The following is a 25,949-nucleotide window of genomic DNA, read 5'->3' on the forward strand; positions in this document are numbered from 1 at the left end:
GGTTCACCACCTTTTGTTTTGTGTTTGGTCGACGTACAGAGCGCAGAGGAAGCCGCCAAACAGCCAGAAATAGAGGGCCATGAACGGCACCTCGAAAATATTTTCCACGAGGTTGTGCGTCGCGACCGCAATCAACCCGCCAAACAGTCCGAGCACCGAGAAAAAGTGCGGCGAGCCTTGCAGCTTGGAAACAAGCCCGGCTCCGTATTTGAGCATGGAGACGACCAGGCCGATCAGCAGGATAATCCCGATCAGGCCGTACTCGGCGAGACTTTTGAAGAAGTAGCTGTCCGAGTAGATCGTGCCAAAATGCCTCGACGCCACGGCTCCCCCGTGATGGCCGAGCCCGACGCCAAACAGCGGCTCGATGCGCATTTTGTCATACGCCTCACCCCAGCGGCCTACACGTCCGCCCTGGCTGCTCGATTCGAAGTATTCAGGGGTAAACAGGGTGAAAATGCGGTTTTTCACCGTACCTACCATCGGAACCGATTCCGGGACGAAGAACAGGGCCACGAGCCCGATGATGCCCGCGAGCACCAAATACCCGGCGATCCGCTTGTTCCATATGTAAAAGCAGACGAACAGAGCGAAAGCCAGCGCAAACCAGGCTCCGCGCGATCCGGTCAACAACAGGGCGAGCAACGTCGTCAGGGTGACGATCGCCCACACCCATTTTTCCTTGGGGCTGGTCGCTTTCATGAACAGTCCGGCGGCCACTGGCGCGATCAAGGCCATGTAGCTTCCGAGCACGTTCGGGCTGGTGACGAACGAAAAGGCGCGTGTCGTGATCGCTTCGCCTTCCTGCACCCACGATTCGGGCGTTTTGACTCCGAGCACGACTTGCATCACCCCGACGACGGCAGCCAAAAAGCCGATCAGGGCGAGTCCTTTCATAAACTTGTCCAGATCATCGGCGGACTTCAGCAAATAAAAGCCCATCAAAAAGGCGATGATGTACTGGTAGACGGAGCGAAAACCCTCCACGCTCGCCTCCCAGTTGGCCATGTCCGTCACCATCAGGGCGAGGCCGAGGACGAAAAACGCACTGAGCAAATGCTTGATTCCAGGCATGGTCCGGTTCGTTTGCAAAAAGGCGCCGAACGTAAACACCATCAGGATGATGAGCAACGCTTCATCCCAAAAAGACGAAACGACTGGAATCGGTAGAATCTTTCGCAAGACATAGTCGATTACCGGATAGGCCAACAGCAGATACAACCACGTGGTTGATTGGCTTCCCCACTTCAACACGGTTTCTCTCATTTTGTTTGTAGTCCTCCTACAGGTAGGGATTAACCTACCCATTATAATGAATCCGGCAACCTGCAAGCAAGCTGGGGCGGAAAGAGGTTGGTAGGAACGCTAGAAATAAGATATGATAACAGGTGTGTTTGAGACGGAACAAGCTGGGGAACCAGACGTCTCGATCTTGCTACGAACGAAGAAACAGGCTGTGCCCGATTGCTGTCGATGCGACGGACACCGTAGTTTTGAACGAGAGATAGGAGAATTGGGTCATGAGTTTGTTGAGGATTGCTTCCATGATTGTCGTGCTGACTCTCGTGGGAAGATTGCTGGGCTTTTTTCGCAGCGTGTACGTATCCAGTCTGTACGGCACAGGAATGGAGGCGGATGCGTTCAACATCGCCGCCACGATTCCGCTGACGCTGTTTCTGGTCGTGCCCGGCGCGATCAACGCGGTGCTGATCCCGACGATGCGCGGACTGATTGAAAAAAAAGAGCCGACTGGCGAGCTGTATCACAAAATGCTTGCGATCATTCTGGGAATATTCGCACTGCTGTCTGTGCTGGGCATCGTCTTTTCCCACCAGCTTGCCGCGATGTTCGGCCTGTCCGGGGAAAAGCTGGCGCTGACCGCCGAGATGCTGCAATGGATGTGGCCTTCCGCCGTCTTCATCGGGCTGACTGGCTTGTGGTCGAGCCTGTGCAATGCGCACCAGCATTTTTTTACCCCGACATTGGGGACGGTAGCAAACGGAGCGCTCGTGATCGCCGGCATGTATGTGCTCGTGCCGCTGTACGGAGCGGTGGGCCTAGCGATTGCGACGAGCATCGGCTATTTGGCGGCGATGCTTGTAATGCTGCCGACCTTGCGCGGCTTTGGCTATCGGCACCGCTTGTCGCTCGCCTGGCGTGACGACGCTTCCTTAAAAGGAATGGGGGAGCGCGTCATCCCGATTTTGATCGGCGCTGTCGTGGCACAAGCGACGACCTTTATGGAAAGAGGCTTCGCAGAAGGGGTAGGAACGGGCGTCGTCTCGGCGCTTGCCAACGCGAACCAGATCGTGCAAATGCCGATGGCGATTTTTGTCGGCGCGTTTACGCTGCCGCTGTTCCCTCTGTTGGCCAGCCACGTGAAACGGGGAGAGATGGCCGAGATGAAGCAAATCCTGCAAAAAGGACTTGCCTATCTGTTCATCCTGCTCGTCCCCGTCACGGTCGGACTTGCCCTGTACGCAGAGCCAGTCGTGCGGCTCGCCTTTGAGCGCGGCGCATTCGATGAGCACTCGGTTGCCTTGACGGCCTGGGCGTTGCCGTTTTACGGCCTGGGGCTGTACTTCCTGGCAGCGCGCGATTTGCTCACCCGCGCTTTTTACGCTCTGGAAAACACCAAGACGCCCGTCATTATCGGGGCGATCGGAATTGGTGTGTACGTGCTGGCCAACTGGCTGTTGATCCCGCTCTTGGGACACGGCGGCATCGCGCTGGCGAATGCGGTATCCGCCATCTGTCAGGCGCTCTTGCTGTTCGTCCTGCTCTGGAGGGCGGTAGGCAGCCCTGTCCGGGCGAGTTTTCTCAAAACGGCAGCCAGGACGCTTTTGGCCTGCGCGATCATGGGCGCGGCGATTGTGCTCGTCGACCCGTGGCTGTCGCTTCTGTCCGTCTGGCTGTATGTGCCGATCGGCATTGCAGGCGGCGCATTAGTCTACGTGGCCGTGATGGCGCTCCTGCGCGAGCCGCTCGTCTCCGAGCTGTTGCAAAAGGTCAGGAAGCGCTCTACTCCGGCGGCAGGACGCTCGTAAGCGGACATTCGCGGATCGCGTAGCGAATTTTTCCCGAGCCGGTAGGCGGGATGTGGTCGACGTATGACACCTGCACGCTCACTTCGCCCAGCGCGGAGCGGATTCCCGCCAAAAGCTTCGCTTCATCGGCGGGCAAAAAGCGGTCCGGCTCCTTCACGAGTTTCAGGCTTAGCCGCTGCGGCTCGTGCTGGACGATCTGGAAGGTGCGAAAGCTGTCCAGGTTGCGGACGATGTGGTTGAAGTAGTGGCCGTGCACGTACTGCCCGTGCTGGGAGATGAACATGTCGTCCTCCCTGCCGTCGATCGCTTCGAGCAGCGGAAACGAAATGTCGCACGAGCACGTTTTCGCAGAGAGCGCGACGACATCGCCCAGTTGATAGCGCAGGCGCGGCATCGCTTTGTTGTGCAAATCCGTGACGAGCAGGGCGCCGGGAACACCGGGAAACACGGGAATGTGCGTGAGCGGATCGACCACTTCCAAATAGCTGTTTTCGGAAAAGGCGTGCATGTTTCCGGCAGGGCATTGGTAGGCGATAATCCCGCCGTCGCGCGCGCCGTACTCGTTGACGACAGGCGCTGCGAAGGCGGCTGCGATCGCCTGGCGCTGATGCTCGTGCAAGCTCTCCGCCGTGGAGACGACCGCTTTGAGCGGGATGCCGAGCGTCGTGCCTCTTTGCAGCATCATTTGCGCGAGCGTGTACAGAGCCGAGGCGTAGCCGTACAAATAGGCAGGGCGGAACCGTCTGATGAGCTTCAATTGCGTATCCAGACGGCGTTCGTCCAATTCGTAGGCGGAGAGCAGCAAGCGGTTTTTCAGCCAGCGCTCCTTCCAGCGATATTGCCTGGCCTGCTGCTGGTTAAGCTCCAGCGGCGAGCCCCAGAGCATGACACACGGGTCGCCGATCTGGATGCCGTGCCACGAGAGGCCCAGCCAGCGTGCCGCCTCGTAATGTTCGACAGCCGGACGGTCGTGGTAGAAGCGGGTCGGTTCCCCGGTAGAGCCGCCCGTGCGGTTTTGGATCAGCTTGTCGGTTCGAATCCCGCTGCTCAAGTACGCGTCGGGATTGCGCCGAAAACGCGTCTTGTCGAGGGGCGCAAGCTTTTGCAATTAAGCGTTCCGGCGCTTCCCGATACTCGCTCCAGACCTCAGTGTAGTCGGCGTAGGCCGGCACGTGCCGGACAGCGTGATCGAGCAGCCTTTGCAGCTTTTCGCGCTGGCGGCTTGCCAGCACCTCCCTGGACAAATGCTGGGCGGCTTGCAGCTTTCGCATGTACGGGCGCGTGCGGTTTTCCTTCAGTACCTCCATCAAGGGCCACTGTACTTGGCGAATCAAAAAACCCGTTAGGGCTATCCTTATTCCTCCTACGCTTCCCATCAGACGATTCGAAGAAGTCAATGGAATCTGTTTTTCACCAGTATTCCAGCCAAATTCCATCGATATACCTGTTTGCTGGAAGGAGGAAATGATAGTAGGATAGAGGGTGGGTTCATGGCGATAGCCAGCCCCCAAGTCAAAGCGACGCAAAAAGGAGTTACCCATGTTGAAAAAAAGTCACTTTCTCGCAGGGGCGCTGATTCTGGCCATCGCGGGAATTTTGTCAAAAGTAATCGGGATGTTTTACCGCATCCCTCTGCAGGAGATCGTCGGGGACAACGGTCTTGGACTCTATCAGGAGGTGTACCCGCTCTACCTGACTTTCCTCATTTTGGCGACGGCAGGTGTGCCAGTCGCGCTGTCGCGGGTCATTGCCGAGGCGCTCGCCGAGGGCAAGCAAGGCTCTGTCGGGCAGATTTTGGCGCGGAGCATGGTGATGATGGGCGGGATCGGGATTGTACTGTTCGCGATTTTGTACGTCAGCTCGCCGCTGATTGCCAAGCTGATGGGCAACCCGCATCTGATCGAGCCGATCCGGGCCATTTCGCTGTCCTTGCTGTTCGTGCCGCTGATTGCCGTCATTCGCGGCTTCTTTTACGGCCATCAAAAAATGCTGTACGTCGGTCTGTCGCAGATCGTGGAGCAGACGTTGCGGGTGATTTTCATTCTGGTCGCTTCGCTCTACCTGGTCAGGCTGGGAGAGGACACCGATACGGTCATTACGGGCGTCAACTTCGGGACGATGATTAGCACGCTGCTCAGCCTCGGCTTTCTCGCGCTGCTCATGTGGCTGCACAACCGGAAAAACTCCGTGTTTGCACACGCAAAGTGGGGACGTCTTGACTGGTGGTACGATCGCGCGTTTTTCGGCTCCATGTGGCGAATCGCCTGGCCGATCTGCGTCAGCGCGCTCGTCATTCCGATTTTCAGCTTGACCGATTCGTTTCTGGCGATCAATATTTTCCGCTACATATGGAATGTAGACGGCTTGACGGCGGATACGTGGTTCGGCATTTACAGCCGGGGCGGCCCGCTTTTGCAAATGGCGAGTTTGTTCGGCTCCTCCATTGCGCTCTCGATCGTTCCTGCGATTGCGGAAGCCAAGCGGCAAAAAGACCAGGAGCGCGTCACGACCTTGACCAAGCTGTCGCTGCGCTTCGCCTGGCTGATCGGCCTGCCGGCTGGGCTTGGACTGACAGCCGTAGCCGAAGGGGCCAACCTGGCGCTCTACGGCGACATGGAAGGGACGCGGGCGATGGCGATTCTGGGCATCAGCGCGATTCCGCTCTCGCTGCTACTTGCGACCAACGGCATTTTGCAAGGGATCGGCAAAGAGAAAATTCCTGCGCGCCATCTCTTGTACGGCGTGATCGTCAAGGTCGCAACGACACTCGTGTTCACCTCCATGTTCGGCATGGACGGGCTGTCCTTGTCGTGGCTGTGCGCGACCGCGTTTGTCTGCATTCTCAACATGCGGGTCATCAGCAAGCTCGTGCAGGTGCCGATCCACTGGCGCTTTGATACGATTTATCCGCTGCTCGTCGCCAACCTGATGCTGCTGCTCGCATGGGGCGCGACCGAAGCCGTTGGCCTGCTGCTCGCGGGCAAGGAAAAAGTTCGCCTGCTTGGCGCCATCGAAACGGTTACGGGCGTAGGCGTGGGACTGGTCGTCTATTTGGGCCTGCTGCTGTTGATCCCGCTGATCGAGGACAAGGAGCTGGACTGGCTGCCTGGCGGGGCCAAGCTGCGCGCCTTTATCAACCTCATCCGCAAGAAACAGGCGTCGTCGAAGGCGCAATAACGCAAGTTTGGCTGGGCAAAAGAAAATCCCCTTTCTCCACATCAGGAGGAAGGGGATTTTTGATACACGCAGACGACCATTTTGACGAAAAACTCGCGGAAGCCAGGCACGTTTGCCAAGCCCTTAAGCTGGTTGCGCAGCGGAATCTCGCGCTCGTAGACGGCAGGATGCTTCACGCCTTTTTGAATGTTGCGGAAACGCTTGATCGTCATCCGGTTGATGTAGGAGATCGTCTCGCTGCCATCTGGCCGTTTGTCAAAGCGGAACGAGATGCGGTCAGAACCGTCCGGCAAATCGCGCACCAGCTTTTTGTAGGCGTCGATCAGCGCCTGTTCGGAAAAGAGGGCGTGCACCCACGGAATGCCGATCGCGTCCGACAAATGCGCACCGTACGGGTGATAGTACGGCGGGAAGTTGATGTACAAGTGTCCGCCGGGCTTTAAGATGCGGAAGCACTCTTCCAGCGTCTTTTCCGGCTCGCCCACGTGCTCCATCGCGTCGTTCATGATGATCGTGTCAAACGTGTTGTCGGCAAAATCCGTGCGGGCAGCGTCGCCTGTCATGAAGGAAACGACGTCAGCGAGCCCCTTTTCCCGGGCAAAGGCATTGCCTTCCTCGGCGTAGTGCGGAACGATGTCAATCCCGATCATCTTTTTCGGGCCGAAGGTGGCGTAGTAACATGTTTTGCCGCCGCCGCCACAGCCGATGTCCAGCACCGTTTTGTCGCTGAACATTTGCTCTTGGGAGTGGAAGGGGAGGAAAAACTGAATCGTCTGGTCCCCTTTTTGAAACTGCCATTCGGTATAGCTCATCTCCCCGTTGTTCGCCAGGTTGAACGGGTGAACGGGGAGCGGGAAAAGCCGGTTTAATCCGAGCAATACTTGCGAAGAAAAGGACATAAGCGCGTCCTCCTTTCCTGTAAAGCCTTATTTTCGCAGCGCCTGAAGAACCAGCTCGCTGCTTTTGGCCGCTTCTACCGCAAGCGTGCGGGAATGCGCGGTCACGACCTCAATCTCGGCGTCGAGCTTGTCGATTTTCTCGGCCAGCAGCGCGAGAAGCTGAGTCTCGTCCAGCTTCGTGATGTGGCCTGCATTCGGCATCCCGGCGCGCTCGACAAAGCGGTCGATTTTCGGATCGTAGGAGATGCCGATAAACGGAATGCGCAGCATGCAGGCGAGAATGAGCGAGTGCAGGCGCATGCCGACGACGTAGTCGCACTGTTTCAAAACAGACATGATATCGTGAAAAGTAACGGGCGCATCGAGTAGACGTGCTCCTGTCTGGGTCATCTGTGCCATGATTTCTTTGGATGGCGCCAAATCGCTGGGAACGTGCATCGGGAGAAACAGGACATTCCAGCCGCGCAAGACAAACCAGTCCGCCGCTTTGGCGATGGTCCGCTTGAACGCCTGTTCCTGCTTCCAGTCCCGCACGGAGATCGCTACCAAAGGCTTGGCAGGGTCGGCGAACATGCCTTGAAGCAGTTCTTTTCCGCGCGCATCCGGTATATCGTCAGGGGAGATCGTCAGGGCAGGATCTGCTGTGACATGGATCGGCGCTTTTTTGACGCCGCACGCCTTGAAGTCTTCTCCCGATTCATAGTCTCGCACGGTAATGACATCAACCCGGTTCACTACGCGTTTGATGACCTGGCGGCTGAGTGATTTGAGAATAGGGCCAAACCCTTGAGCGTAAAAGACCACGGGCTTGCGGAGAAGCTTGGCGATGGTGACGATGCCCAAATAGTAGAGAACACTGCGCGGACTGGTCACGTCCTGCATCAGCGTTCCGCCGCCCATCACTAGCATGTCGCTGCGCGAAAGCTCACGGACGATGGTTCCAAAGCTCCAGCGGTCATAAGCTTCAATCCCGAACAATTCCGCAGTCCGATCAGGTTGATTGGACAGAACGGCGAGAGAGATATTTGGTTGTTCCCGCGTAAGAGAGCTGATGATGCCGTACAGGACCACATCGTCTCCGGCATTGTTAAAGCCGTAGTACCCGGAGATGAGAATTCGCGACATGGAGTGAACCTTCTTTCTATATCAAACGTACAGGAAAAATACATTCTCAAGTATAATCGAGTAAACAAGAGGAAGTAAAGCGACCCCGGTACAAAACTTGGCGTCCGGCTTTTCGCGATAGACCTTGGGCTAGCTGGTTTTCATAGGGTATAATGAAAGCGCGCGCGAACAATCGGGATGGGCGCCTTACACGAACAGATAAAAGAACCCCATCGCAAACATGCCGATGCCGAGCAGGATCAAGGCAATCATCACGACGAGCAATCCTTTGTTTTTCCGGCGTCGGTAAAAAAATTCGTCAAACATGGCAAGCCTCCCTGCAGTAAAATAGTCCATTCTACTATCATACCATGTTCCCTAGCAAACTTGCCAACAGCAGATGCAATAGCGGTACGGCGTTGCCGGGAACGGGCAAGTCAACTGCCATGTGGCGAAAGCAACCTGGAAGGAGCAAGATTCATCATGGAAAGCATGTGGTTGAAATACACCTTGTTGGTAGAGCAAATGACAGAGGATTTATTTGTGGCGGAAGTGTTGGGCAGCCCGTACACGCTCGGCTGGGTCGAGCCGCAGATCGAAATTTTGACGACGGAAAACGGCTATGATTACGCGGAAAATACGGAAGGGCCTGTCGTGGCGTACTTGTTTGAGCCGAAGCAGGATAGCGAAGAGGAGCATGTCGCGCGGCTTCAGGCGTACATTTCCCGCTGGAACGGCCAGGTGCAGGTCAAGGAAGTCGAGCAGGTAGCCGAAGAAAACGAGTCGTGGAAGGACGAGTTTCGTGAGGTGCGGGTCGGCAACTGGTGGGTGGCGCCTAGCTGGACGGACCCGCAGTTGCTGGCCGACGCCGAGCATGTGCTGTGGATTGATCCGGGGGCGGCGTTTGGCACCGGCTATCACGGGACGACGCAGGATATTCTTTTGCTATTGCAAGAGATGGATCTGACGGGCAAAGTCGTTTTCGACATCGGGACAGGCTCGGGCATCCTCTCCCTGTTCAGTGCGCGCAACGGTGCGCAGCATCCGGTCTGGGCCGTTGATATCAACCCGGAGAGCGAGTATCAGGTGCAAGTCAACGCGGCGAACAACGAGCTGCCAGAGGACGCGGTTCGCGTCGTGATCGGCGACGCTTCCGACGCAGAGGTCGCGGCCCAGCTCCCGCCGCAGGCTGATCTGATTTTGGTCAACATCGGAGGGGACGAGAACGTCTCCATGCTTCCGCTGATTCGCGAACGAATCGCACCGGGCGGGCAAATTATTCTCTCCGGGATCGTAGACTGGAATCGGGAGGCCGTGCTCGCGGCATTCGAGGAGGCGGGCTTTCAGAAGGAAACCGAGCGCCATTCGGACGAGTGGGTGACGGTGTTGATGAAGAATACGGCTGTGAACCATTTTGTAACTACTGTGTGAGAACATAAAAAACAATCATGACAGTGGAGGGGAAAGAAATGGAGCATGTCGTCATTGCTGCTGCCGGACGTACGCCAATCGGTACGTTTGGCGGTGTCTTAAAAGATGTAAGCGCTCGCAAGCTGGCGGAGGTGGCCATTCGCGGCGTCATGGCGAGAGCGGGCCTGGAAGCATCACAGATCGACGAGGTTATTTTGGGCAACTGCATCCAGCGCACAGATGAACCGAACATCGCCAGAGTCGCGGCTATTGACGCGGGGCTGGGCAAGGAAGTGACGGGCTTTACTGTGCAGCGTCAGTGCGCGTCCGGGATGCAGGCGATTGCCAGCGGCGCGTCGCAAATTTTGCTCGGCGAAAACGAAGTGGTGATCGCAGGGGGCACAGAGAGCATGAGCAACGCTCCTTACGTGTTGAAAAACGCCAGATGGGGCCGCAGGCTCATGCACGGGGAAATGACTGATGCGATGTGGGAGCTTTTGACGGACCCGCATCACCAGATTTTGATGGGCGAGACAGCCGAGCGTCTGGCCGACTTGTACAACATCAGCCGCGAGGAGCAGGACGAAATCGCCATGCGCAGCCAGCACAACGCGATCCGGGCAATCGACAATGGGCTGTTTGCGGAGGAAATCATCGGCGTGCCGATCAAAAAACGCACCGGAGAGGTCGTCGTCACGGAAGACGAGTTCCCGAGACGCGGCGTGACGATGGAGAGCCTCGCCAAGCTGAAGCCAGGCTTTCGCGAGGATGGCACCGTGACGGCGGGCAACGCTTCCGGGCTGAACGATGGAGCTTCCGCTGTCGTGCTGATGCGGGAAGCCAAAGCGAAGGAGCTTGGTATCGAGCCGCTCGGCAGAATCGTCTCGTGGGCGACAGCCGGAGTAGAGCCGGACCTGATGGGCTACGGCCCGGTGCCCGCTGTGAAAAAGGCGTTGGCGAAGGCGGGCATGACGCTGGCCGACATGGAGCTGATCGAGGTGAACGAGGCGTTCGCCGCCCAATACCTCGCTGTCGAAAAGCTGCTCGAGCTGCCGCGCGAGATCACCAACGTAAACGGCAGCGGAATCTCGCTCGGCCATCCTGTCGGCTCCACCGGATGCCGGATCGTCGTGACCTTGCTGCACGAACTGAAGCGCCGCCAGCTCAAGCGCGGATTGGCGACACTGTGTGTTGGCGGCGGCATGGGCATGGCGATGGTCGTCGAGCGGGCGTAGCAGCAAAAGCGTTTTCTGTTGCCGCGCGCACGAAGCACGTTTAAATCAAGTCTCCCCTGTTAAAAATGGAAGCAAGCCCTGCCTCTTGAAGCAGTAGAAAAAGGCAGCGGCTGTGCTTGCAAAGGGGGAGGCTTTTTTTATGGCATTTTTTTCATTTTTGAAGCAATACAAAAAACAGATCGCGTTTCACCTGTTTTCCTGCCTGCTGGCCGGAGCGCTCGTTGCGATCGGCTACAGTGCCTATCAATATAAGCAGATGACGGAAAAATGGTACGCGCCCCTCGACGGACAGGCAAAAGGCGGGGCCAAGCAGGCGGCTGCCACTTTGCCGCCGCCGCGCGACCTGTTGACGGGCAGCGAGCCGTTGAAGCCGTTCGTCGTCATGCTGCTCGGTGTGGACAGCCGGGACGGGGAAAAAGCGCGGTCTGACACGCTGATGCTCGCCGCCGTTCATCCCGCGAAGCAGTCCGCCTACCTCATCTCGATTCCGCGGGACAGCTACATGGAGCTGCCCGGCAAAGGCCATGACAAAGTGAATCATGCGATGGCTTTTGGCGGACCGAAGCTGGTCAAGGAGACGCTGGAAACATTTCTCGATATCAAGATCGACCGCTACGTCTCTGTGGACTTCGAAGGCTTCCGCAAAATCGTCGACGAGTTGGGCGGCGTCTCGATCGACGTCAAAAAGCGGATGAAGTACAGCGACCCGAGCGACGACACGTACATTGACCTGATGCCAGGCTTGCAGGTGCTGTCCGGCGAACAGGCGCTGGGTTACGCGCGCTACCGCAAAAGCGATCTGGGCAAAGAAGACAGCGACTACCAGCGGATCAACCGCCAGCAGGAGATTTTGGCCGCCCTGGCGCAAAAGGGCACTTCGGCGCAAATGTACACGAAGGCGTTCAAGCTGATGGAGATTTTGGGCCAGCACGTCAAAACCGATCTGACCGATCAGGAAATCGCTTCGCTGCTGTTGAGCTACGGCGACGGGACGCGGAACAAAATCAAGACCGATACGCTGGTCGGGCAGGACGAGCGCATCTGGCACAACGGCATCGTAGGCTGGTATCATCTCGTGCCGACAGCGGAGCGCGAGCGGGTTCGCCAGCAGGTGCTCGCGGCGCTGCAGCCGTGACGAACGAGGGAAGGCGCTGAAAACAGACATACTCCGCTTGAACGGGACGACGAAGGCTTCGCCAATCTATTTGGCGAAGCCACGTTTTCTTATCCAAAAACATTTTTAATTGGAAAATTAACTATCTTTCGAATACAATAGCAATAAGGAAGAGATTATGAATGACGATCATAGGGGAGGGGCAAGGCCATTGAAGGGATGGAGGGAATGACTATGTCAAATGCCAAGCCTTGGATTGCCAATTACCCGTCCGAAACTGCACCGTCACTGGATTACCCCCGTATTCCGCTGACGCAATTTCTCGTGCAGTCGGCTGCATCGTACCCGGACAACAACGCGATTTACTTCATGGGCAAGACGATTTCGTACCGGGAGCTTTTGGAACTGTCTTACCGATTTGCCAACGCGCTGGTCAAACGGGGCGTGCAAAAAGGCGACCGTGTGGCGATCATGCTGCCGAATACCCCGCAAGCCGTCATCAGCTATTACGGCGCGCTGTTTGCAGGCGCGATCGTAGTGATGACGAACCCGCTCTACACGGAGCGCGAGCTGATTCACCAACTGGAAGACTCCGGCGCAGAGACGATCATCACGCTGGATTTGCTGTACAAGCGCGTAGCGCAAGTCCGCTCGTCCACACCACTCAAACGTATTTTTGTGACAAGTGTTGGCGATTTTCTTCCCTTATTGAAAAAATGGCTGTATCCGCTGGTTCAGAAAAAACAGGGGCAAACTCCGCAGGTTACATACAGCGCAGATGTTGAGCCTTTTCTTTCCGCCGTAAAAGAAAGCGCTGTCACCCCTGTCCATGTGCCAATCGACCCGGAACAGGACATCGCCCTGCTCCAGTACACGGGCGGCACGACAGGGGTAGCCAAAGGCGTCATGCTGACGCATGCCAATCTGATCGCCAATGCGATGCAGTGCCAGGCTGTCCTCTACAAGCTGCGCAGAGGCGGCGAGCGAATTTTGGGCGTGCTTCCGCTCTTTCACGTCTACGGCATGACGACAGTGATGAACAAAGGCATTTGCATTGCCGCAGAAATCATCCTCGTGCCGAAGTTCGAGGTCAAACAAATTTTCGAGATGATCGACAAGCGCAAGCCGACCTTGTTCCCCGGCGCGCCGACGATGTACATCGCCCTGATTAATCACCCCGACCGGAAAAACCACGACCTGTCTTCGATCGAGGCGTGTGTCAGCGGTTCGGCGCCGCTTCCCGTCGAGGTCAAGGTCAAGTTCGAGGAACTGACAGGAGGCAAGCTCGTGGAAGGCTACGGCCTGACGGAAGCATCGCCAGTGACCCACTCCAACCCGATCTGGGAAAAAAGCATTACCGGCAGCATCGGCATGCCTTGGCCGGATACGGACTGTCGCATCCTCGACACGGTCACAGGAGAAGAGCTGCCGCAGGGCGAGGTCGGCGAGCTGGCGGTCAAAGGGCCGCAGGTCATGCTCGGCTACTGGAACCGCCCGGAGGAGACAGCCGCGGTCTTGAAGGATGGCTGGCTGCTGACGGGTGACGTAGGGTACATGGACGAAAACGGCTACTTCTACATCGTCGACCGCAAAAAGGACATGATAATCGCAGGAGGCTTCAACATTTATCCGCGCGAGGTGGAGGAAGTGCTGTTCGAGCATCCGTCCATCCAGGAGGCGGCTGTCATCGGCGTTCCGGACCCGTATCGCGGCGAGACGGTAAAGGCGTTCATCGTCTTCAAGGACGGCAAGCAGGCGAGCGAGGAAGAACTCGAAGCGCATTGCCGCAAGAAGCTCGCCGCCTACAAAATTCCGCGAAAGTACGAGTTTCGCACAGAACTGCCCAAGACGATGGTGGGCAAAGTGCTGCGCAGGCAGTTGCAGGAAGAAGACAAAGCTCGCCAGGAAGCACAGGACGAGATCAAAACAAGCTGACGCACAGATGCTGCCGTTCGGCTCGCGTCCCTTTGAGGAAGCGGCCATTTTTGTGAGCTTGCACGGGACAGGCTGTCGCCGTCATTCATGTTCACGCCGGGCAATTGACAGCGCCGGGTTCCTGTATTAAACTGATTTTATGAATGAATAATCATTCATTTCGGAAATTGTCTTATCATCATTGCGAGTAAAGATGGAGGTTATTATGGCAAAAAAAACGGGGGAAAAGTATCAAGCCATTATTGATGCTGCTGTACGGGTAATCGCCAGACAAGGCTATTACAGCGCCCAGGTATCCAAGATTGCAAAAGAGGCGAAGGTAGCAGACGGCACCATATACCTCTATTTTGAAAACAAGGATGATATCCTGATTTCGTTGTTCAACGAGAAGATGGGTCAGTTCGTGGACAAAAACCGCAAACGGATTTTCGAAGCGACATCCATCGAGCAAAAATTGTACGTCCTCGTGCATGCCCACTTGAGCCAGTTGGCCAAAGACCACGATTTGGCAAAAGTTACGCAGATTGAGCTGCGCCAGGCCAATCCGGTCATCAGCGAAGGCATCGGCAACGTGATGAAGCAATATTTCAACCTGATCGAAGAAATCATCCGGGAAGGGATAGAGCAAGCGGTGTTCCGGCCGGATCTGGACGTCAGGATGACGAGGAAAATGATTTTTGGCACGCTGGATGAAGTGACGACATCTTGGGTCATGAAGCAGTGCAAGTACGATCTTGTCTCTCATGTTGATTCCATTCATAACCTCTTCCTGTTCGGTATGAAGGGAAAAGAATGAAAGAAAAGCTTTTTTTGTGCGAAAACGTTTGTTACAATGGAAACAGCAAGACTGAGCGTTCGCTCAGAAGGGATAAATAGCCTGTTTGTTCATAGGGATTAGTTTGGGGGGAGAGGCATGGATTCGCATTGGAATGTAGAGATCGCTGATCGCGTCGCTGTCGTGACGATCAGCAACCCGCCCGCTAACGCACTGGGTAGAGCGGTGCTCGATGAATTGAGTGAACTTTTGAACCAGTTGGAAAACAACGCGGAAGTCAAAGCGATTGTCTTGACTGGAGAAGGCCGGTTTTTCATTGCGGGAGCCGATATCAAGGAATTTACCCAATTGGCCCCTGCTGAAGCGGAAGCGATGGCGAGGAGAGGCCAAGCGTTGTTCGACCGACTGGAGACATTCCCGAAGCCCATTATCGCAGCCATTAACGGCGCTTGCCTGGGTGGCGGACTGGAACTTGCGATGGCTTGCCATATACGCTTTGCCGCAGTCGAAGCGAAGCTGGGACTGCCGGAGCTGAATCTGGGACTCATCCCTGGCTACGGCGGAACGCAGCGCTTGCCGCGACTGGTCGGCAGAGGAAAAGCGACCCAACTGATTCTCACCTCTGAGATGATCGGCGGCGAGGAAGCTTTGCGCATCGGACTCGTGGAAGCGGTATATCCAGCCGAACAGTTGCTCGCGGAAGCGAAAAAGCTGGCCTACGCCATCACCCAAAAAAGCTCTGTCACGCTCAGGCTCGCCCTGGAGTCTGTCCACAACACCGTGCAGCTTGGCTCGGCGGAAGGACTGGAGCAGGAAGCGAAAAAATTCGGCGAGGCATTTGCGTCAGAAGATATGAAGGAAGGCGTGGCAGCGTTTTTGGAAAAGCGCGCGCCGCAGTTTACAGACAAGTAACCCGATGATTGCAGCATCACCAGTACGAGGAACCATTAAGGAGGAGGCATCCTGATGAATATCGTGGTTGTGTTGAAGCAGACGTTTGACACAGAAGAAAAAATCGTCATCCAAAACGGGCAAATTTCCGAGGATGGCGTGGAGTTCATCATCAATCCATACGATGAGTACGCGGTAGAAGAAGCGATCAAGCTCAAGGAGGAGCACGGCGGCGAAGTGACAGTGGTAAGCGTAGGGCCGGACCGCGTGGAAAGCTCTTTGCGCACTGCGCTCGCGATGGGAGCGGACAAAGCTGTGCTCGTGGATGACGAGTCTTTGTTTGGCGACGAATACACAACGGCAAAAGTGCTTGCTGCGGTTGCGAAAAAAGTCGGGTTTGACATCATCATCGGTGGACAGATGGCGGTAGACTCCGGCGCAGGCCAGGGCGGCCCGCGTCTTGCAGAAGAGCTGGGCATCAACCACGTATCCACCGCTGTGAAGCTGGAAGTAGACGGCACCACTGTTCGCGTAGAGCGCGACGTGGAAGGCGATCTGGAAGTCGTGGAAACAAGCCTGCCGGTGCTGATTACCGCACAGCAAGGGCTGAACGAGCCGCGCTATCCTTCTCTCCCCGGAATCATGAAAGCGAAGAAAAAGCCGCTGGAGCGACTCAGCGCAGACGATTTGGGCCTGACTGCCGAAGCAGTGAAGGCAAAAACCGAGATCGTCGACCAGACCTTGCCAGCGAAAAAGCAGGCGGGCCGCATTCTCACTGGCGATTTGGCAGCCCAGACGTCGGAATTGGTGCAACTGTTGCGCAATGAAGCGAAAGTGATCTAAGCGAGAGGGAGAGGATATCCATGAAAAAAGTACTTGTACTCACAGAAGTACGTGACGGACAACTTCGCAACGTGTCGCTGGAAGCGTTGGCTGCAGCACAAGCATTGGCCGAGGGTGGCGAAATCGTCGCGGGAGTATTCGGGGCAGACGCGGCAGCGCATGCGCCAGTATTGGCACAGCATGGAGCAAGCACGGTTTACACGGCGGATCACGAGGCACTCGCCCAGTACACGCCTGACGCCTATACACAAGCACTTGTGCAGTTGATCGAGCTGGCCTCTCCTGATGCCGTTATTTTGGGGCATACGGCAATCGGCCGCGACGTCGCGCCGCGGGTGGCGGCGAAGCTCGGCTACGGCCTGGTCTCCGATGTGACGAGCATCGAAGCGGGTCCTGTGTTCGTTCGTCCGATTTATGCGGGCAAAGCTTTCCAACAACGCAAATTCGTAGACGGGAAAATTTTCATCACCATCCGTCCAAACAATATCGCTATCGGCACGCCGGACGCTGCGAAAAAGGCGATTGTCGTTCCGGTTGACCTGGAAATCAAAGACTTGCGCACGATTGTCAAAGAAGTCGTGCGCAAAACAAGCGGCAAAGTGGACTTGTCCGAAGCGAAAGTCGTCATCTCCGGCGGCCGCGGCGTGAAGAGCGCGGAAGGCTTCCAGCCGCTGTATGAGCTGGCAGACGTGCTCGGTGCGGCTGTAGGCGCGTCCCGTGGCGCGTGCGACGCCGACTACTGCGACTACTCGATGCAAATCGGGCAGACGGGAAAAGTCGTAACGCCTGACCTGTACATTGCGTGCGGCATTTCCGGGGCGATCCAGCACTTGGCGGGCATGTCCAGCTCCAAGGTGATCGTCGCGATTAACAAAGACCCGGAAGCGCCGATCTTCCAGGTGGCGGATTACGGCATCGTAGGCGATCTGTTCGAAGTGTTGCCACTGCTTACTGCCGAGTTCAAAAAAGTGTTGGTCTAAGGCTGAGCAGGCCGTTGAAAATGTCAAGAAGCGTCCCGCAAGAGGGGACGCTTTTTTTGTCTCAAGCCCTTACGTTACACTGTTCTTGCTTGTTATAATAAACCCAAGGAGAGGTGAGCGGCATGAGTGAAGAGCTGTTGCAACAACTGATTCACATGGTGGGGGAGAACAACCGGATCGTCAAAGAGGTTCAGCAGGAGCTGCGGGAGTTCAAGGCAGAGATGTACGAGTTCAAGGCAGAGATGTACGAGTTCAGGGCGGAAATGTACGCGTTTCGCGACGAGATGTACGCGTTTCGTGAAGAGATGTACGCGTTTCGTGAAGAGATGTACGCGTTTCGTGAAGAGATGTACGCATTTCGTGAAGAGATGTACGACTTCCGCGACGACGCGATTCAGCGGCTGGAGCGTTTGGAGCGCCAAGACAAGCTGATCGAGGCCGATATCGACCTGCTGCACAAAAAGGTGAGCGATCATGAGCGGGAAATCAATCGCATCAAGCAAGTAGGGCAATAAAGCAAAAAGCAACCGATAAGGGAAGAAGCGACTGGATAGACTATAGCGTGAAGTGCGCACAAAGTGCGGGGCGCCATAGTCATTTTTGTTTTTGGATGATATACTGAAGTAGCATTTGACCCTTTTTTAGTAATTGACTTTTCGAGGAGGTAACTTTCCATGGCAATTGTAAATGCAACTGACAACACCTTTTCCCAGGAAGTAGAGCAAGGCGGTACGGTCCTGGTTGACTTCTGGGCTCCTTGGTGCGGCCCTTGCAAAATGATCGCTCCTGTGCTGGAGCAAATCGACGGCGAAGTCGGCTCCAAGCTCAAAATCGTCAAAGTAAACGTTGACGACAATCCGGATTCTGCAGGCCGTTTTGGCGTTATGTCCATCCCGACCTTGATCGTCTTCAAGGATGGCCAGCCTGTCGATAAAGTAATCGGTTTCCAACCAAAAGAAGCTCTCATGGCAACCGTAGGCAAACACCTGTAAACAAGCAAACAGACAGCATGAGAAAGCGGCGAGAACAAGCCGCTTTTCTCATTCCCGAAACGCTGCCGCACCCGTTTTTGGACGAGCATAATTGTAAGGGCATTCAACGTGATGGTACATAATGGTTGCGGCTTCCAACCGAGCGATCGTTTGTCAAAAAATTAAGTTTACTCAGAGAAAATTATTTGCCTTTTTTGAATGCTTTTATTAAACTTCATATATTCAGTCTATTTAGAAAGATTAAGGGAGGCTTTTCGATGAAGGTGAAGGGGTTTCAGTTGTGGCGATCTCTGGCAACGATTTCGTTAGGCGCAGTGTTGATGGCGGGATGTGGAAGCGGGGGAGGAACTTCCAGCACGCCAGCAGCAGGGAACAGCGATTCGCAGCCGGCAGCCAGTGCAGACGGGCAAGAATTTACGGCTAAAATCGGTGTGGTCAGCTTTCTCTCCGGTTCTGGCGCAGCATACGGGGAAGCGCAAAAGGCAGGCTTGGAACTGGCATTGGGCGAGCTGAATGAAGCGAATAAAGGCAAGCTCAAGATCGAGCTTAAGTTCGAGGATTCGGCGGGGGAAAAAGACGGAGCGATCAACGCCGTAAATAAACTGATTAATCAGGATAATGTCGTCGCGATCATCGGGCCGACGCTCTCGGGCGAAATGTTCGCTGCCGGACCAGTCGCGAACGAATCGGAAACGCCGATCTTCGGTATTTCCAACACATCCGAGGGCATCAACGACATCGGCGAATACGTCTTCCGCAACTCGCTGCCTGAATCGATTGCGATTCCGACAGCAATGAAAGCGGCAGTCGAGAAAAACGGCCTGAAAAAAGTGGCGCTCATTTACGCTTCCAACGACGATTTCTCTGTGAATGGCTACAAGGTCATGAAAGCTACGGCTGAAAAAATGGGCCTGGAAATTACCGGGGAAGCTACTTTTGCTAACGGAGACGTCGACTTTTCCGCCCAACTGACCAAGCTGAAACAAGGCAACCCGGACGCGCTGCTCGTATCTGCGCTGTACAAAGAAGGCTCCATGGTTGTGAAAAAAGCGCGCGAGCTCGGCATCACCGGAACGATCCTTGGCGGAAATGGTTTCAATAATCCGAAAGTTTTTGAAATTGCAGGCCCGGCAGCCGAAGGGTTGATTGTGGCGACTCCGTTCAGCCCTGAGAAGCAGGACGAAAAGGTACAAGCCTTTGTCAAGGCGTTCGAAGCCAAATACAACAAGAAGCCTGACCAATTCGCAGCGCAAGCGTACGATTCGCTGTACATCATGTCGCAGTCTCTGCTTGCAGCAGGCAAAGCCGAGCGTGAAGCGTTGCGCGAACAGCTTGCCCAGTTGAAAGACTTTACGGGTGTATCCGGCAAGCTTTCCTTCGATGAGAAGCGCAACCCGATCGGAGACGCAGTAGTCGTTGTCGCGAAAGATGGAAAATTCGTCCCGTTTGAATAGGATGATGCCCGGGGCAACCCGGGCTCTTCTTTCCCATCGGCAATGACGTTTTCTCGCTGGATCAGAAAGGACGAGGCGTGCGCTTTCGCTTGCTGATCCAGCGAGAATAACGGCTGGTTTTCGCGTGGCAGGCAACCATTTTACAGTGAGGTGAGGCAGTTGTTTTGGCAGCAATTAGTCAATGGCTTGACAGTAGGTAGCACTTATTCCTTGATTGCGCTGGGCTACACGCTCATTTTCGGCGTGCTCGGAATCATCAATATGGCTCATGGACAAATTTTCATTTTTGGCTCGCTCGTCGGCCTCGTGCTGATGACAAGCATGAACATGCCGCTTGGCGTCGCGCTGCTCGCGGCAGTGGTCATCTCGGCGGCTCTCGGACTGGTGCTGGAGTACACAGCGCTGCGGCCGCTGCGCAAGAAAAACGTTCCCCACCTGGCTTCGCTCATCAGTACGATCGGGTTTGCCATTTTGGTGGAGGAAGCGATGCACAAGTTTTTTGGCGCGGACTCGCGGGCGTTCCCGCAATCGTTTGGAAGTCAGCCGCTTGATCTGGGCATCATTCAAATTCGCAGCGTGGATCTTGTCATTTTGGGAATCTCCATCCTTCTCATGTTTGTCCTGCACTTCTGGATTCAAAAGACGAAGATGGGTAAAGCGATCCGGGCGACGGCGGAAAATACGGATACGGCAAACCTTTTGGGCATCAACACCAACATGGTGATCGTCGTCACGGTCATCATCGCCTCTGCTCTCGGCGGTGTGGCGGGCATTTTGATCGGCATGGCGTATTCCGCCCTCATTCCTACGATGGGGATGACGCTCGGGTTCAAGGGGCTGGCGGTGTTGATTCTGGGCGGCGTCGGCAGCATTCCCGGAGCGATGGTGTGCGGCGTTTTGCTCGGAATCATCGAGGTGTTTACCGTTGCCTACGGAGACTCGTCTTATCGCGATGCCGTGGCGTTCGGCCTCATCATCGTGATTTTGTTGCTGAAGCCGGAAGGACTATTTGGACGCAAAGCGTAAAGGAGGTGCAAACATTGGACATTCTCAATCCGTATAACTTACAGGTGTTTACCTTTATTTTGCTGAACAGCATCTTGGCGATCAGCATTTACATCACGCTCTCCACCGGACAGCTCTCGCTGGGGCATGCCGGATTCATGAGCATCGGCGCCTTCACGGCGAGTATTTTGACCAAGCAGGCGGACATGCCGCTGTTTGTTGCCATCCTCATCGGCGGTTTGGCGGCAGGCTTGATCGCCCTGCTCATCGGCGCGCCAACCTTGAAGCTGCACGGCTTGTACCTGGCGATTGCCACTCTCGGCTTTGGCGAGGTCATTCGCGTCATTTTGCTTAATCTGGAGATTACGAACGGGGCGTTGGGGCTGACCGGCCTGCAATCCATCGGCAATTATTTGTACGATTTTGAGAAAGCGATCGGGCTGAAAGCGACGACATTGGGCGTCTCCGTCATGCAAATGAAAGCTTTGTCTACGTGCCTGTTCATGCTGTTGTTGTTCGCTGTCATTCTCTTTTTGACGCTGCGTCTGAACAAGTCCAGGCTCGGCCGGGCGTTCGAAGCGATCAAGGCGGACGAGACAGCGGCGCGGGCGATGGGCCTGCAAGTGGCGTACTACAAAATGCTCGCCTTCGTCATCGGATCGGTGCTCGCCGGCGTGTGCGGCGGCTTGTTCGCGCACATTACGACGACGATTACGCCGGACGATTTCAACTACCACAAAGTCGTGGAAATTCTCTCCTTTGCCGTGATCGGGGGAAGCGAGGTCGTGTGGGGACCATTGTTTGGCGCGCTCGTGCTGACGGCGCTGCCGGAAGTTTTGCGCGGCCTGGCCGAATACAAAATGCTCATGTACGGTCTGATTATGGTCGGCGTGATGGCTTTCCGTCCACACGGTCTGATCGGTACCGATACTTTCAAAAAATGGTTCAAAAAAGACAAAAGCAAGGCGAAGGGGGGACTGTGAGATGTTGCTGGAACTGGCGAACGTAGGAAAAAGCTTTGGCGGCATCACGGCCCTGCGCGATGTGTCCTTTTCCGTGCGCGAAGGGGAGATTGTCGGCCTGATCGGCCCGAACGGCGCCGGAAAGACGACGATCTTCAATATGGCCACCGGAATTTTTGCGCCGACGACAGGCACCTTTTCCTTTGCCGGACAGACGCTGAACGGGATGCCGCCGAACAAAATCACGGAAATGGGGATTGCCCGCACGTTTCAAAATATTCGCCTCTTTGGTCACATGAGCGCATTCGACAACGTCAAGGTAGGTTGCCATGCGCGGATGAAGGCGGGGTTTTGGGCTTCGCTTTTGCGCACGCCTGGCCAGCGGTCCGAGGAGAAGGCGGTTGCGAAAAAAGCGGAACAATTGCTGGAGTTTGTCGGGCTGTCCGACGTGGCAGACGTCCGCTCGGATACGCTCGCGTACGGACAGCAGCGCCGTCTGGAAATCGCCAGGGCGCTCGCGACCGAGCCGAAGCTATTGCTTTTGGACGAGCCTGCTGCCGGGATGATCGAGACAGAGACGAAAGCGCTGATGGAACTGGTGCGCAAAATTCGCGATGACGGCACGACCGTCTTGCTGGTCGAGCACGACATGGGGCTGGTCATGAACTTGTGCGAGAAAGTCGTCTGCATCAATTTCGGCGTGAAAATTGCGGACGGAACGCCGGAAGAGGTACAAAGCAACCCCGATGTGATCGAGGCATACTTGGGCAAGGAGGAAGAATAGCATGCTGCACGTACAAAACCTTTCGACCTCCTACGGTCAAATCAAGGCGATTCGCGGCATTACGCTGGAAGTGCCGGAAGGAAAGATCGTCTCTCTCATCGGCGCCAACGGAGCAGGCAAAACGACGACGATGCGCACGATCGCCGGCCAACTAAAGCCGGAGGCAGGCAGCATTACGTTTTGCGGGGAGCGCATGGACGGCAAAAAGCCGCACCAGATCGTGAAAAGCGGACTGGCGCTCGTGCCGGAAGGGCGGGCGATCCTCGGCAAAATGACCGTGCTGGAAAACCTCGAAATGGGCGCTTTCCAACGCAACGACACCCAAGGCATCAAGGACGACATGGAAAAAATGATGACCTGGTTTCCGATTTTGAAAGAACGGCTGCCCCAGTTGGGCGGTACGATGTCTGGCGGGCAGCAGCAAATGCTGGCGATTGCCAGAGCTTTGATGTCGCGCCCCAAGCTGCTGCTTTTGGACGAGCCGTCCATGGGACTGGCCCCGATTGTGGTGGCAGACATTTTCAAAGTCATCAAGCAGATTAATGCGGAAGGCACGACGGTGCTGATCGTCGAGCAAAACGTCAAGCAGGCACTGAAAATCGCCGATTACGGCTATGTGCTGGAAGCCGGCCAGATTGTTCTCGACGGGGCGGCTGACGCGCTGTTGAACGATGAGCGCGTCAAAGAAGCGTACTTGGGCGGACGCAAGCATTAAAAGCTGGCTGTCAGAGGAAAACTGTCGCTTTCAGATCGAAGCGGCAGTTTTTTTGCTGCCCGATCCGTGGTACTATGGGAGTAGAACGTATATTCTTATCAGAGGAAAACCATGGAAGGAAGCCAGATGCGGATGCCAACCAAACTGACGAGAGAGCAAACGGAATATCTCGTGTTGCAAGTGCAACGGTATTTTCACGCAGAACACGGCGAGGAGCTGGGCAACCTGGAGACGGAAGAGCTGATCGCCTTCTTTTCCAGAGAGCTCGGGCCGTTTTACTATAACCAGGGCGTACAGGACAGCCGCAAGCTGTTGCTGGAGCGGATGAACGCCCTGGAGGATGAGCTGTACGTCCTGGAACAGCCCGTCATGAAAAAACGCTAAAGCGAAAGCCGTTAAAAGGAAAAAGGAGGTGCAGCCATGAACCGTACCTTGAAAGACAAGCTGGCTGTGCTGCCAGAAAAGCCCGGCTGCTACCTGATGAAAAATGCAAACGGGGAAATTATATACGTCGGAAAAGCCAAGGTGCTGAAAAACCGCGTGCGCTCGTACTTCACCGGAAGCCATAACGGGAAGACGCAGCTTCTGGTCAGCGAGATCGCGGACTTTGAGTATATCGTGGTGTCGTCTGCGATCGAGGCGTTATTGCTGGAGTGCAACCTCATCAAAAAGCACGACCCGCGCTATAACGTCATGCTTCGCGACGACAAAACCTACCCATACATCAAAATTACGAACGAAGCGCAGCCGCGGCTGGAAATTACCCGCAAGGTGCTGAAAGACAAGGCGAAATACTTCGGGCCGTACCCGAATGCAGGCGACGCGTCCGAGGTGAAAAAGCTGCTCGACCGGCTCTATCCTTTGCGCAAATGCCGCAACATGCCCAAGCAGGTATGTTTGTACTACCATTTGGGCCAATGTCTCGCCCCCTGTGTGTACGAGGTTTCGGCTGAAGAAAACCAGCGACTGGTAGATGAGATCAGCCGCTTCCTCGACGGCGGACACGAGCAGATGAAGCAGCAGCTCACGGAAAAAATGCTCCAGGCCGCAGAGGCGATGGAGTTTGAGCGGGCCAAGGAGTTCCGCGATCAGATCAAGAGCATCGAAGCGGTGATGGAGAAGCAGAAAATTACGTTCACCGATACGGTTGACCGCGACATTATCGGCTTTGCCGTGGAAAAAGGCTGGATGTGCATTCAAATTTTTTACATGCGCCAGGGCAAGATGATCGAGCGGCAGACGACCTCCTTCCCTTACTACGGAAACGAGAGCGAGGACTTCATGTCGTACGTCACCCAGTTTTACTACGACAAGCAAAACGCGCTGCCCAAAGAAATTTTGCTGCCGGAGGAAAGCGAGCCGGAGCTGTTGAGTGAATGGCTGGGAGTCAAGGTGTTGACGCCCAAGCGCAGCAAAAAGCGCGAGCTGGTACAGATGGCTTGTGAAAACGCGCGGATCGCCCTGCAGGAAAAGTTCGCCCTGATGTCCAAGGACGACGCGCGGACCGTTCAGGCGGTGCACAACCTGGGGAATGTGCTGGGGATCGGCGTCCCGCACCGGATCGAGGCGTTCGACAACTCCAACATCCAAGGAACCGAGCCTGTGTCGGCGATGATTGTCTTTACGGACGGCCGTCCGGACAAAAAGGAATACCGCAAGTTCAAGATCAAGACAGTCGAAGGGCCGGACGATTACGGCTCCATGCGCGAGGTAATCCGCAGACGGTATTCGCGCTTGCTGAAGGAAAACCAGCCGCTGCCCGATCTGATCGTCATCGACGGGGGCAAAGGGCAGATCAGCGCCGCCATGGACGTGCTGGAAAACGAGCTGGGGCTGTACATCCCGGTCTGCGGCCTGGCCAAAGACGAAAAGCACAAAACCGCGCAGTTGATGTACGGCGATCCGCCGGAGCCGGTGAATCTGAAGCGGGACAGCTACGAGTTTTACTTGCTGCAGCGCATTCAGGACGAGGTGCACCGGTTTGCGATTACGTTTCACCGACAATCCCGGACGAAGACGATGCTCTCCTCCCAGCTCGACGAAATACCGGGCATCGGCGAAAAGCGGCGCAAGCTGTTGTTTACCCATTTTGGCTCGCTGAAAAAAATGCGCGAGGCGACGGTGGAGGATTTCCGGCAGTTGGGGATCGGCGACAAGCTGGCGAAGCAGATTATCGCCCATTTGCGCAAGCTGGAATCGTAACGTTTTTTTCAAAAAGCAATTGAACCGTTCGGATTCCCGTGATATAATGCGTTTCAAACAGAATAGTTAGCCTCACTTCCCTTATGAAGTGAGGTAGAGGCGCGAAAACCAAGAGTACCACCCTGAGATCGGGTATCTGTGAAGGGAGCGGGAAAGGGGAATTCGCCGAAGTGTGGAGGAAAACCCGTAGTTCTCCATGCTGGGTCTGCATTGAACAAGTGCAGGACTGTCATCTGGCTCTTAACCGGCGTCAGATGGAGTGCTATCTCACGGTGTGTCAATGTGAGCGGTGATAGGTGTTGTCCTGTCATGTGCTGCATTGTCCGCGTGTATTGGGAGGGAGGAACCGGTATGTCGAAACAGTAGGCAGCGGCAGGTACTTATTCCTTGTCGGTGCCTTTTTTATAAAGTGACAGGTAAAATTT

The 25,949-nt window shown here is 55.6% G+C and carries 23 protein-coding genes and 1 riboswitch; of the genes, 19 read left to right on the forward strand and 4 right to left on the reverse strand.

The window, feature by feature from the left end:
* Positions 1-3: 3 nt before the first annotated feature.
* Complete coding sequence (locus AC3WQH_RS06105) at positions 4-1,266, reverse strand: O-antigen ligase family protein (protein WP_122952549.1); 1,263 nt, start codon at positions 1,264-1,266, stop codon at positions 4-6.
* Between the two features lie 254 nt (positions 1,267-1,520).
* On the opposite strand from AC3WQH_RS06105, the gene murJ reads away from it, so the two are divergent.
* Positions 1,521-3,047: a murein biosynthesis integral membrane protein MurJ gene (murJ, locus tag AC3WQH_RS06110; RefSeq protein WP_005829246.1), complete on the forward strand. Its 1,527-nt coding sequence runs from the start codon at positions 1,521-1,523 to the stop codon at positions 3,045-3,047.
* Here the strand turns inward: murJ and AC3WQH_RS06115 are convergent.
* On the reverse strand, positions 3,022-4,155 hold the full coding sequence (locus AC3WQH_RS06115; RefSeq protein WP_492331945.1) for a phenylacetate--CoA ligase family protein: 1,134 nt from the start codon (positions 4,153-4,155) through the stop codon (positions 3,022-3,024). The genes murJ and AC3WQH_RS06115 overlap by 26 nt on opposite strands.
* Before the next feature lie 431 nt (positions 4,156-4,586).
* On the opposite strand from AC3WQH_RS06115, the gene AC3WQH_RS06120 reads away from it, so the two are divergent.
* Entirely contained in the window at positions 4,587-6,224 is a 1,638-nt protein-coding gene (locus AC3WQH_RS06120) for a polysaccharide biosynthesis protein (RefSeq protein WP_005829244.1), read from the forward strand.
* 41 nt (positions 6,225-6,265) lie between these two features.
* On the opposite strand, the gene AC3WQH_RS06125 is transcribed toward AC3WQH_RS06120, so the two are convergent.
* Positions 6,266-7,123, reverse strand: coding sequence for a class I SAM-dependent methyltransferase (locus AC3WQH_RS06125; RefSeq protein WP_005829242.1), 858 nt, complete (start codon positions 7,121-7,123; stop codon positions 6,266-6,268).
* Between the two features lie 27 nt (positions 7,124-7,150).
* On the reverse strand, positions 7,151-8,248 hold the full coding sequence (gene csaB, locus AC3WQH_RS06130) for a polysaccharide pyruvyl transferase CsaB (protein WP_005829241.1): 1,098 nt from the start codon (positions 8,246-8,248) through the stop codon (positions 7,151-7,153).
* A gap of 462 nt (positions 8,249-8,710) precedes the next feature.
* Between csaB and AC3WQH_RS06135 the strand changes: the two genes are divergently transcribed.
* From AC3WQH_RS06135 to uvrC, 17 genes are all read left to right on the forward strand, one after another.
* Positions 8,711-9,658, forward strand: coding sequence for a 50S ribosomal protein L11 methyltransferase (locus AC3WQH_RS06135; protein ID WP_005829239.1), 948 nt, complete (start codon positions 8,711-8,713; stop codon positions 9,656-9,658).
* Between the two features lie 38 nt (positions 9,659-9,696).
* Positions 9,697-10,872, forward strand: a complete 1,176-nt coding sequence (locus tag AC3WQH_RS06140; protein ID WP_025844136.1) for a thiolase family protein — start codon at positions 9,697-9,699, stop codon at positions 10,870-10,872.
* A 139-nt stretch (positions 10,873-11,011) separates the two neighbouring features.
* Positions 11,012-12,007 carry an LCP family protein gene (locus AC3WQH_RS06145; RefSeq protein WP_005829236.1) on the forward strand — a complete coding sequence of 332 codons (996 nt, stop codon included), beginning with the start codon at positions 11,012-11,014 and terminating at the stop codon, positions 12,005-12,007.
* A 213-nt stretch (positions 12,008-12,220) separates the two neighbouring features.
* On the forward strand, positions 12,221-13,921 hold the full coding sequence (locus AC3WQH_RS06150) for an AMP-binding protein (protein WP_007776675.1): 1,701 nt from the start codon (positions 12,221-12,223) through the stop codon (positions 13,919-13,921).
* A gap of 205 nt (positions 13,922-14,126) precedes the next feature.
* Positions 14,127-14,717: a fatty acid metabolism transcriptional regulator FadR gene (gene fadR, locus AC3WQH_RS06155; protein WP_005829233.1), complete on the forward strand. Its 591-nt coding sequence runs from the start codon at positions 14,127-14,129 to the stop codon at positions 14,715-14,717.
* A gap of 117 nt (positions 14,718-14,834) precedes the next feature.
* Positions 14,835-15,608 (forward strand): enoyl-CoA hydratase, encoded by a 774-nt coding sequence (locus tag AC3WQH_RS06160; protein ID WP_005829231.1) that lies wholly within the window; start codon positions 14,835-14,837, stop codon positions 15,606-15,608.
* Positions 15,609-15,662: 54 nt separating this feature from the next.
* Positions 15,663-16,430 carry an electron transfer flavoprotein subunit beta/FixA family protein gene (locus AC3WQH_RS06165; RefSeq protein WP_005829229.1) on the forward strand — a complete coding sequence of 256 codons (768 nt, stop codon included), beginning with the start codon at positions 15,663-15,665 and terminating at the stop codon, positions 16,428-16,430.
* A 20-nt stretch (positions 16,431-16,450) separates the two neighbouring features.
* Positions 16,451-17,410: an electron transfer flavoprotein subunit alpha/FixB family protein gene (locus AC3WQH_RS06170; protein ID WP_005829227.1), complete on the forward strand. Its 960-nt coding sequence runs from the start codon at positions 16,451-16,453 to the stop codon at positions 17,408-17,410.
* A 122-nt stretch (positions 17,411-17,532) separates the two neighbouring features.
* Positions 17,533-17,925 carry a hypothetical protein gene (locus tag AC3WQH_RS06175; RefSeq protein ID WP_492331946.1) on the forward strand — a complete coding sequence of 131 codons (393 nt, stop codon included), beginning with the start codon at positions 17,533-17,535 and terminating at the stop codon, positions 17,923-17,925.
* 159 nt (positions 17,926-18,084) lie between these two features.
* Positions 18,085-18,402, forward strand: coding sequence for a thioredoxin (gene trxA / locus AC3WQH_RS06180; RefSeq protein WP_005834940.1), 318 nt, complete (start codon positions 18,085-18,087; stop codon positions 18,400-18,402).
* Positions 18,403-18,659: 257 nt separating this feature from the next.
* On the forward strand, positions 18,660-19,856 hold the full coding sequence (locus AC3WQH_RS06185) for an ABC transporter substrate-binding protein (protein WP_005834938.1): 1,197 nt from the start codon (positions 18,660-18,662) through the stop codon (positions 19,854-19,856).
* Positions 19,857-20,015: 159 nt separating this feature from the next.
* A complete protein-coding gene (locus tag AC3WQH_RS06190) occupies positions 20,016-20,882 on the forward strand; it encodes a branched-chain amino acid ABC transporter permease (RefSeq protein ID WP_007776691.1) in 867 nt (288 codons plus the stop codon).
* 5 nt (positions 20,883-20,887) lie between these two features.
* Positions 20,888-21,844: a branched-chain amino acid ABC transporter permease gene (locus AC3WQH_RS06195; protein WP_035316637.1), complete on the forward strand. Its 957-nt coding sequence runs from the start codon at positions 20,888-20,890 to the stop codon at positions 21,842-21,844.
* A gap of 1 nt (position 21,845) precedes the next feature.
* Positions 21,846-22,607 (forward strand): ABC transporter ATP-binding protein, encoded by a 762-nt coding sequence (locus AC3WQH_RS06200; protein ID WP_026557763.1) that lies wholly within the window; start codon positions 21,846-21,848, stop codon positions 22,605-22,607.
* A gap of 1 nt (position 22,608) precedes the next feature.
* Positions 22,609-23,322: an ABC transporter ATP-binding protein gene (locus tag AC3WQH_RS06205; RefSeq protein ID WP_026557764.1), complete on the forward strand. Its 714-nt coding sequence runs from the start codon at positions 22,609-22,611 to the stop codon at positions 23,320-23,322.
* Between the two features lie 132 nt (positions 23,323-23,454).
* Entirely contained in the window at positions 23,455-23,706 is a 252-nt protein-coding gene (locus tag AC3WQH_RS06210; protein ID WP_005834928.1) for a DUF2164 domain-containing protein, read from the forward strand.
* A gap of 36 nt (positions 23,707-23,742) precedes the next feature.
* Complete coding sequence (uvrC, locus tag AC3WQH_RS06215; protein ID WP_492331947.1) at positions 23,743-25,524, forward strand: excinuclease ABC subunit UvrC; 1,782 nt, start codon at positions 23,743-23,745, stop codon at positions 25,522-25,524.
* 86 nt (positions 25,525-25,610) lie between these two features.
* Positions 25,611-25,797, forward strand: a riboswitch (Lysine riboswitch).
* Positions 25,798-25,949 lie beyond the last annotated feature (152 nt).

The sequence above is a fragment of the Brevibacillus sp. FW301-21C12A genome, assembly GCF_058788915.1.

What these genes read in the sequence shown, in the direction of transcription:
- AC3WQH_RS06105 (WP_122952549.1), bottom strand. Translation starts at nt 1,266, where the DNA reads ATGAGAGAAACCGTGTTGAAGTGGGGAAGCCAATCAACCACGTGGTTG.
- murJ (WP_005829246.1), top strand. Translation starts at nt 1,521, where the DNA reads ATGAGTTTGTTGAGGATTGCTTCCATGATTGTCGTGCTGACTCTCGTG.
- csaB (WP_005829241.1), bottom strand. Translation starts at nt 8,248, where the DNA reads ATGTCGCGAATTCTCATCTCCGGGTACTACGGCTTTAACAATGCCGGA.
- AC3WQH_RS06135 (WP_005829239.1), top strand. Translation starts at nt 8,711, where the DNA reads ATGGAAAGCATGTGGTTGAAATACACCTTGTTGGTAGAGCAAATGACA.
- fadR (WP_005829233.1), top strand. Translation starts at nt 14,127, where the DNA reads ATGGCAAAAAAAACGGGGGAAAAGTATCAAGCCATTATTGATGCTGCT.
- AC3WQH_RS06150 (WP_007776675.1), top strand. Translation starts at nt 12,221, where the DNA reads ATGTCAAATGCCAAGCCTTGGATTGCCAATTACCCGTCCGAAACTGCA.
- AC3WQH_RS06165 (WP_005829229.1), top strand. Translation starts at nt 15,663, where the DNA reads ATGAATATCGTGGTTGTGTTGAAGCAGACGTTTGACACAGAAGAAAAA.
- AC3WQH_RS06145 (WP_005829236.1), top strand. Translation starts at nt 11,012, where the DNA reads ATGGCATTTTTTTCATTTTTGAAGCAATACAAAAAACAGATCGCGTTT.
- AC3WQH_RS06185 (WP_005834938.1), top strand. Translation starts at nt 18,660, where the DNA reads ATGAAGGTGAAGGGGTTTCAGTTGTGGCGATCTCTGGCAACGATTTCG.
- AC3WQH_RS06210 (WP_005834928.1), top strand. Translation starts at nt 23,455, where the DNA reads ATGCCAACCAAACTGACGAGAGAGCAAACGGAATATCTCGTGTTGCAA.
- AC3WQH_RS06120 (WP_005829244.1), top strand. Translation starts at nt 4,587, where the DNA reads ATGTTGAAAAAAAGTCACTTTCTCGCAGGGGCGCTGATTCTGGCCATC.
- uvrC (WP_492331947.1), top strand. Translation starts at nt 23,743, where the DNA reads ATGAACCGTACCTTGAAAGACAAGCTGGCTGTGCTGCCAGAAAAGCCC.
- AC3WQH_RS06200 (WP_026557763.1), top strand. Translation starts at nt 21,846, where the DNA reads ATGTTGCTGGAACTGGCGAACGTAGGAAAAAGCTTTGGCGGCATCACG.
- AC3WQH_RS06160 (WP_005829231.1), top strand. Translation starts at nt 14,835, where the DNA reads ATGGATTCGCATTGGAATGTAGAGATCGCTGATCGCGTCGCTGTCGTG.
- AC3WQH_RS06140 (WP_025844136.1), top strand. Translation starts at nt 9,697, where the DNA reads ATGGAGCATGTCGTCATTGCTGCTGCCGGACGTACGCCAATCGGTACG.
- AC3WQH_RS06125 (WP_005829242.1), bottom strand. Translation starts at nt 7,123, where the DNA reads ATGTCCTTTTCTTCGCAAGTATTGCTCGGATTAAACCGGCTTTTCCCG.
- AC3WQH_RS06170 (WP_005829227.1), top strand. Translation starts at nt 16,451, where the DNA reads ATGAAAAAAGTACTTGTACTCACAGAAGTACGTGACGGACAACTTCGC.
- AC3WQH_RS06205 (WP_026557764.1), top strand. Translation starts at nt 22,609, where the DNA reads ATGCTGCACGTACAAAACCTTTCGACCTCCTACGGTCAAATCAAGGCG.
- trxA (WP_005834940.1), top strand. Translation starts at nt 18,085, where the DNA reads ATGGCAATTGTAAATGCAACTGACAACACCTTTTCCCAGGAAGTAGAG.
- AC3WQH_RS06175 (WP_492331946.1), top strand. Translation starts at nt 17,533, where the DNA reads ATGAGTGAAGAGCTGTTGCAACAACTGATTCACATGGTGGGGGAGAAC.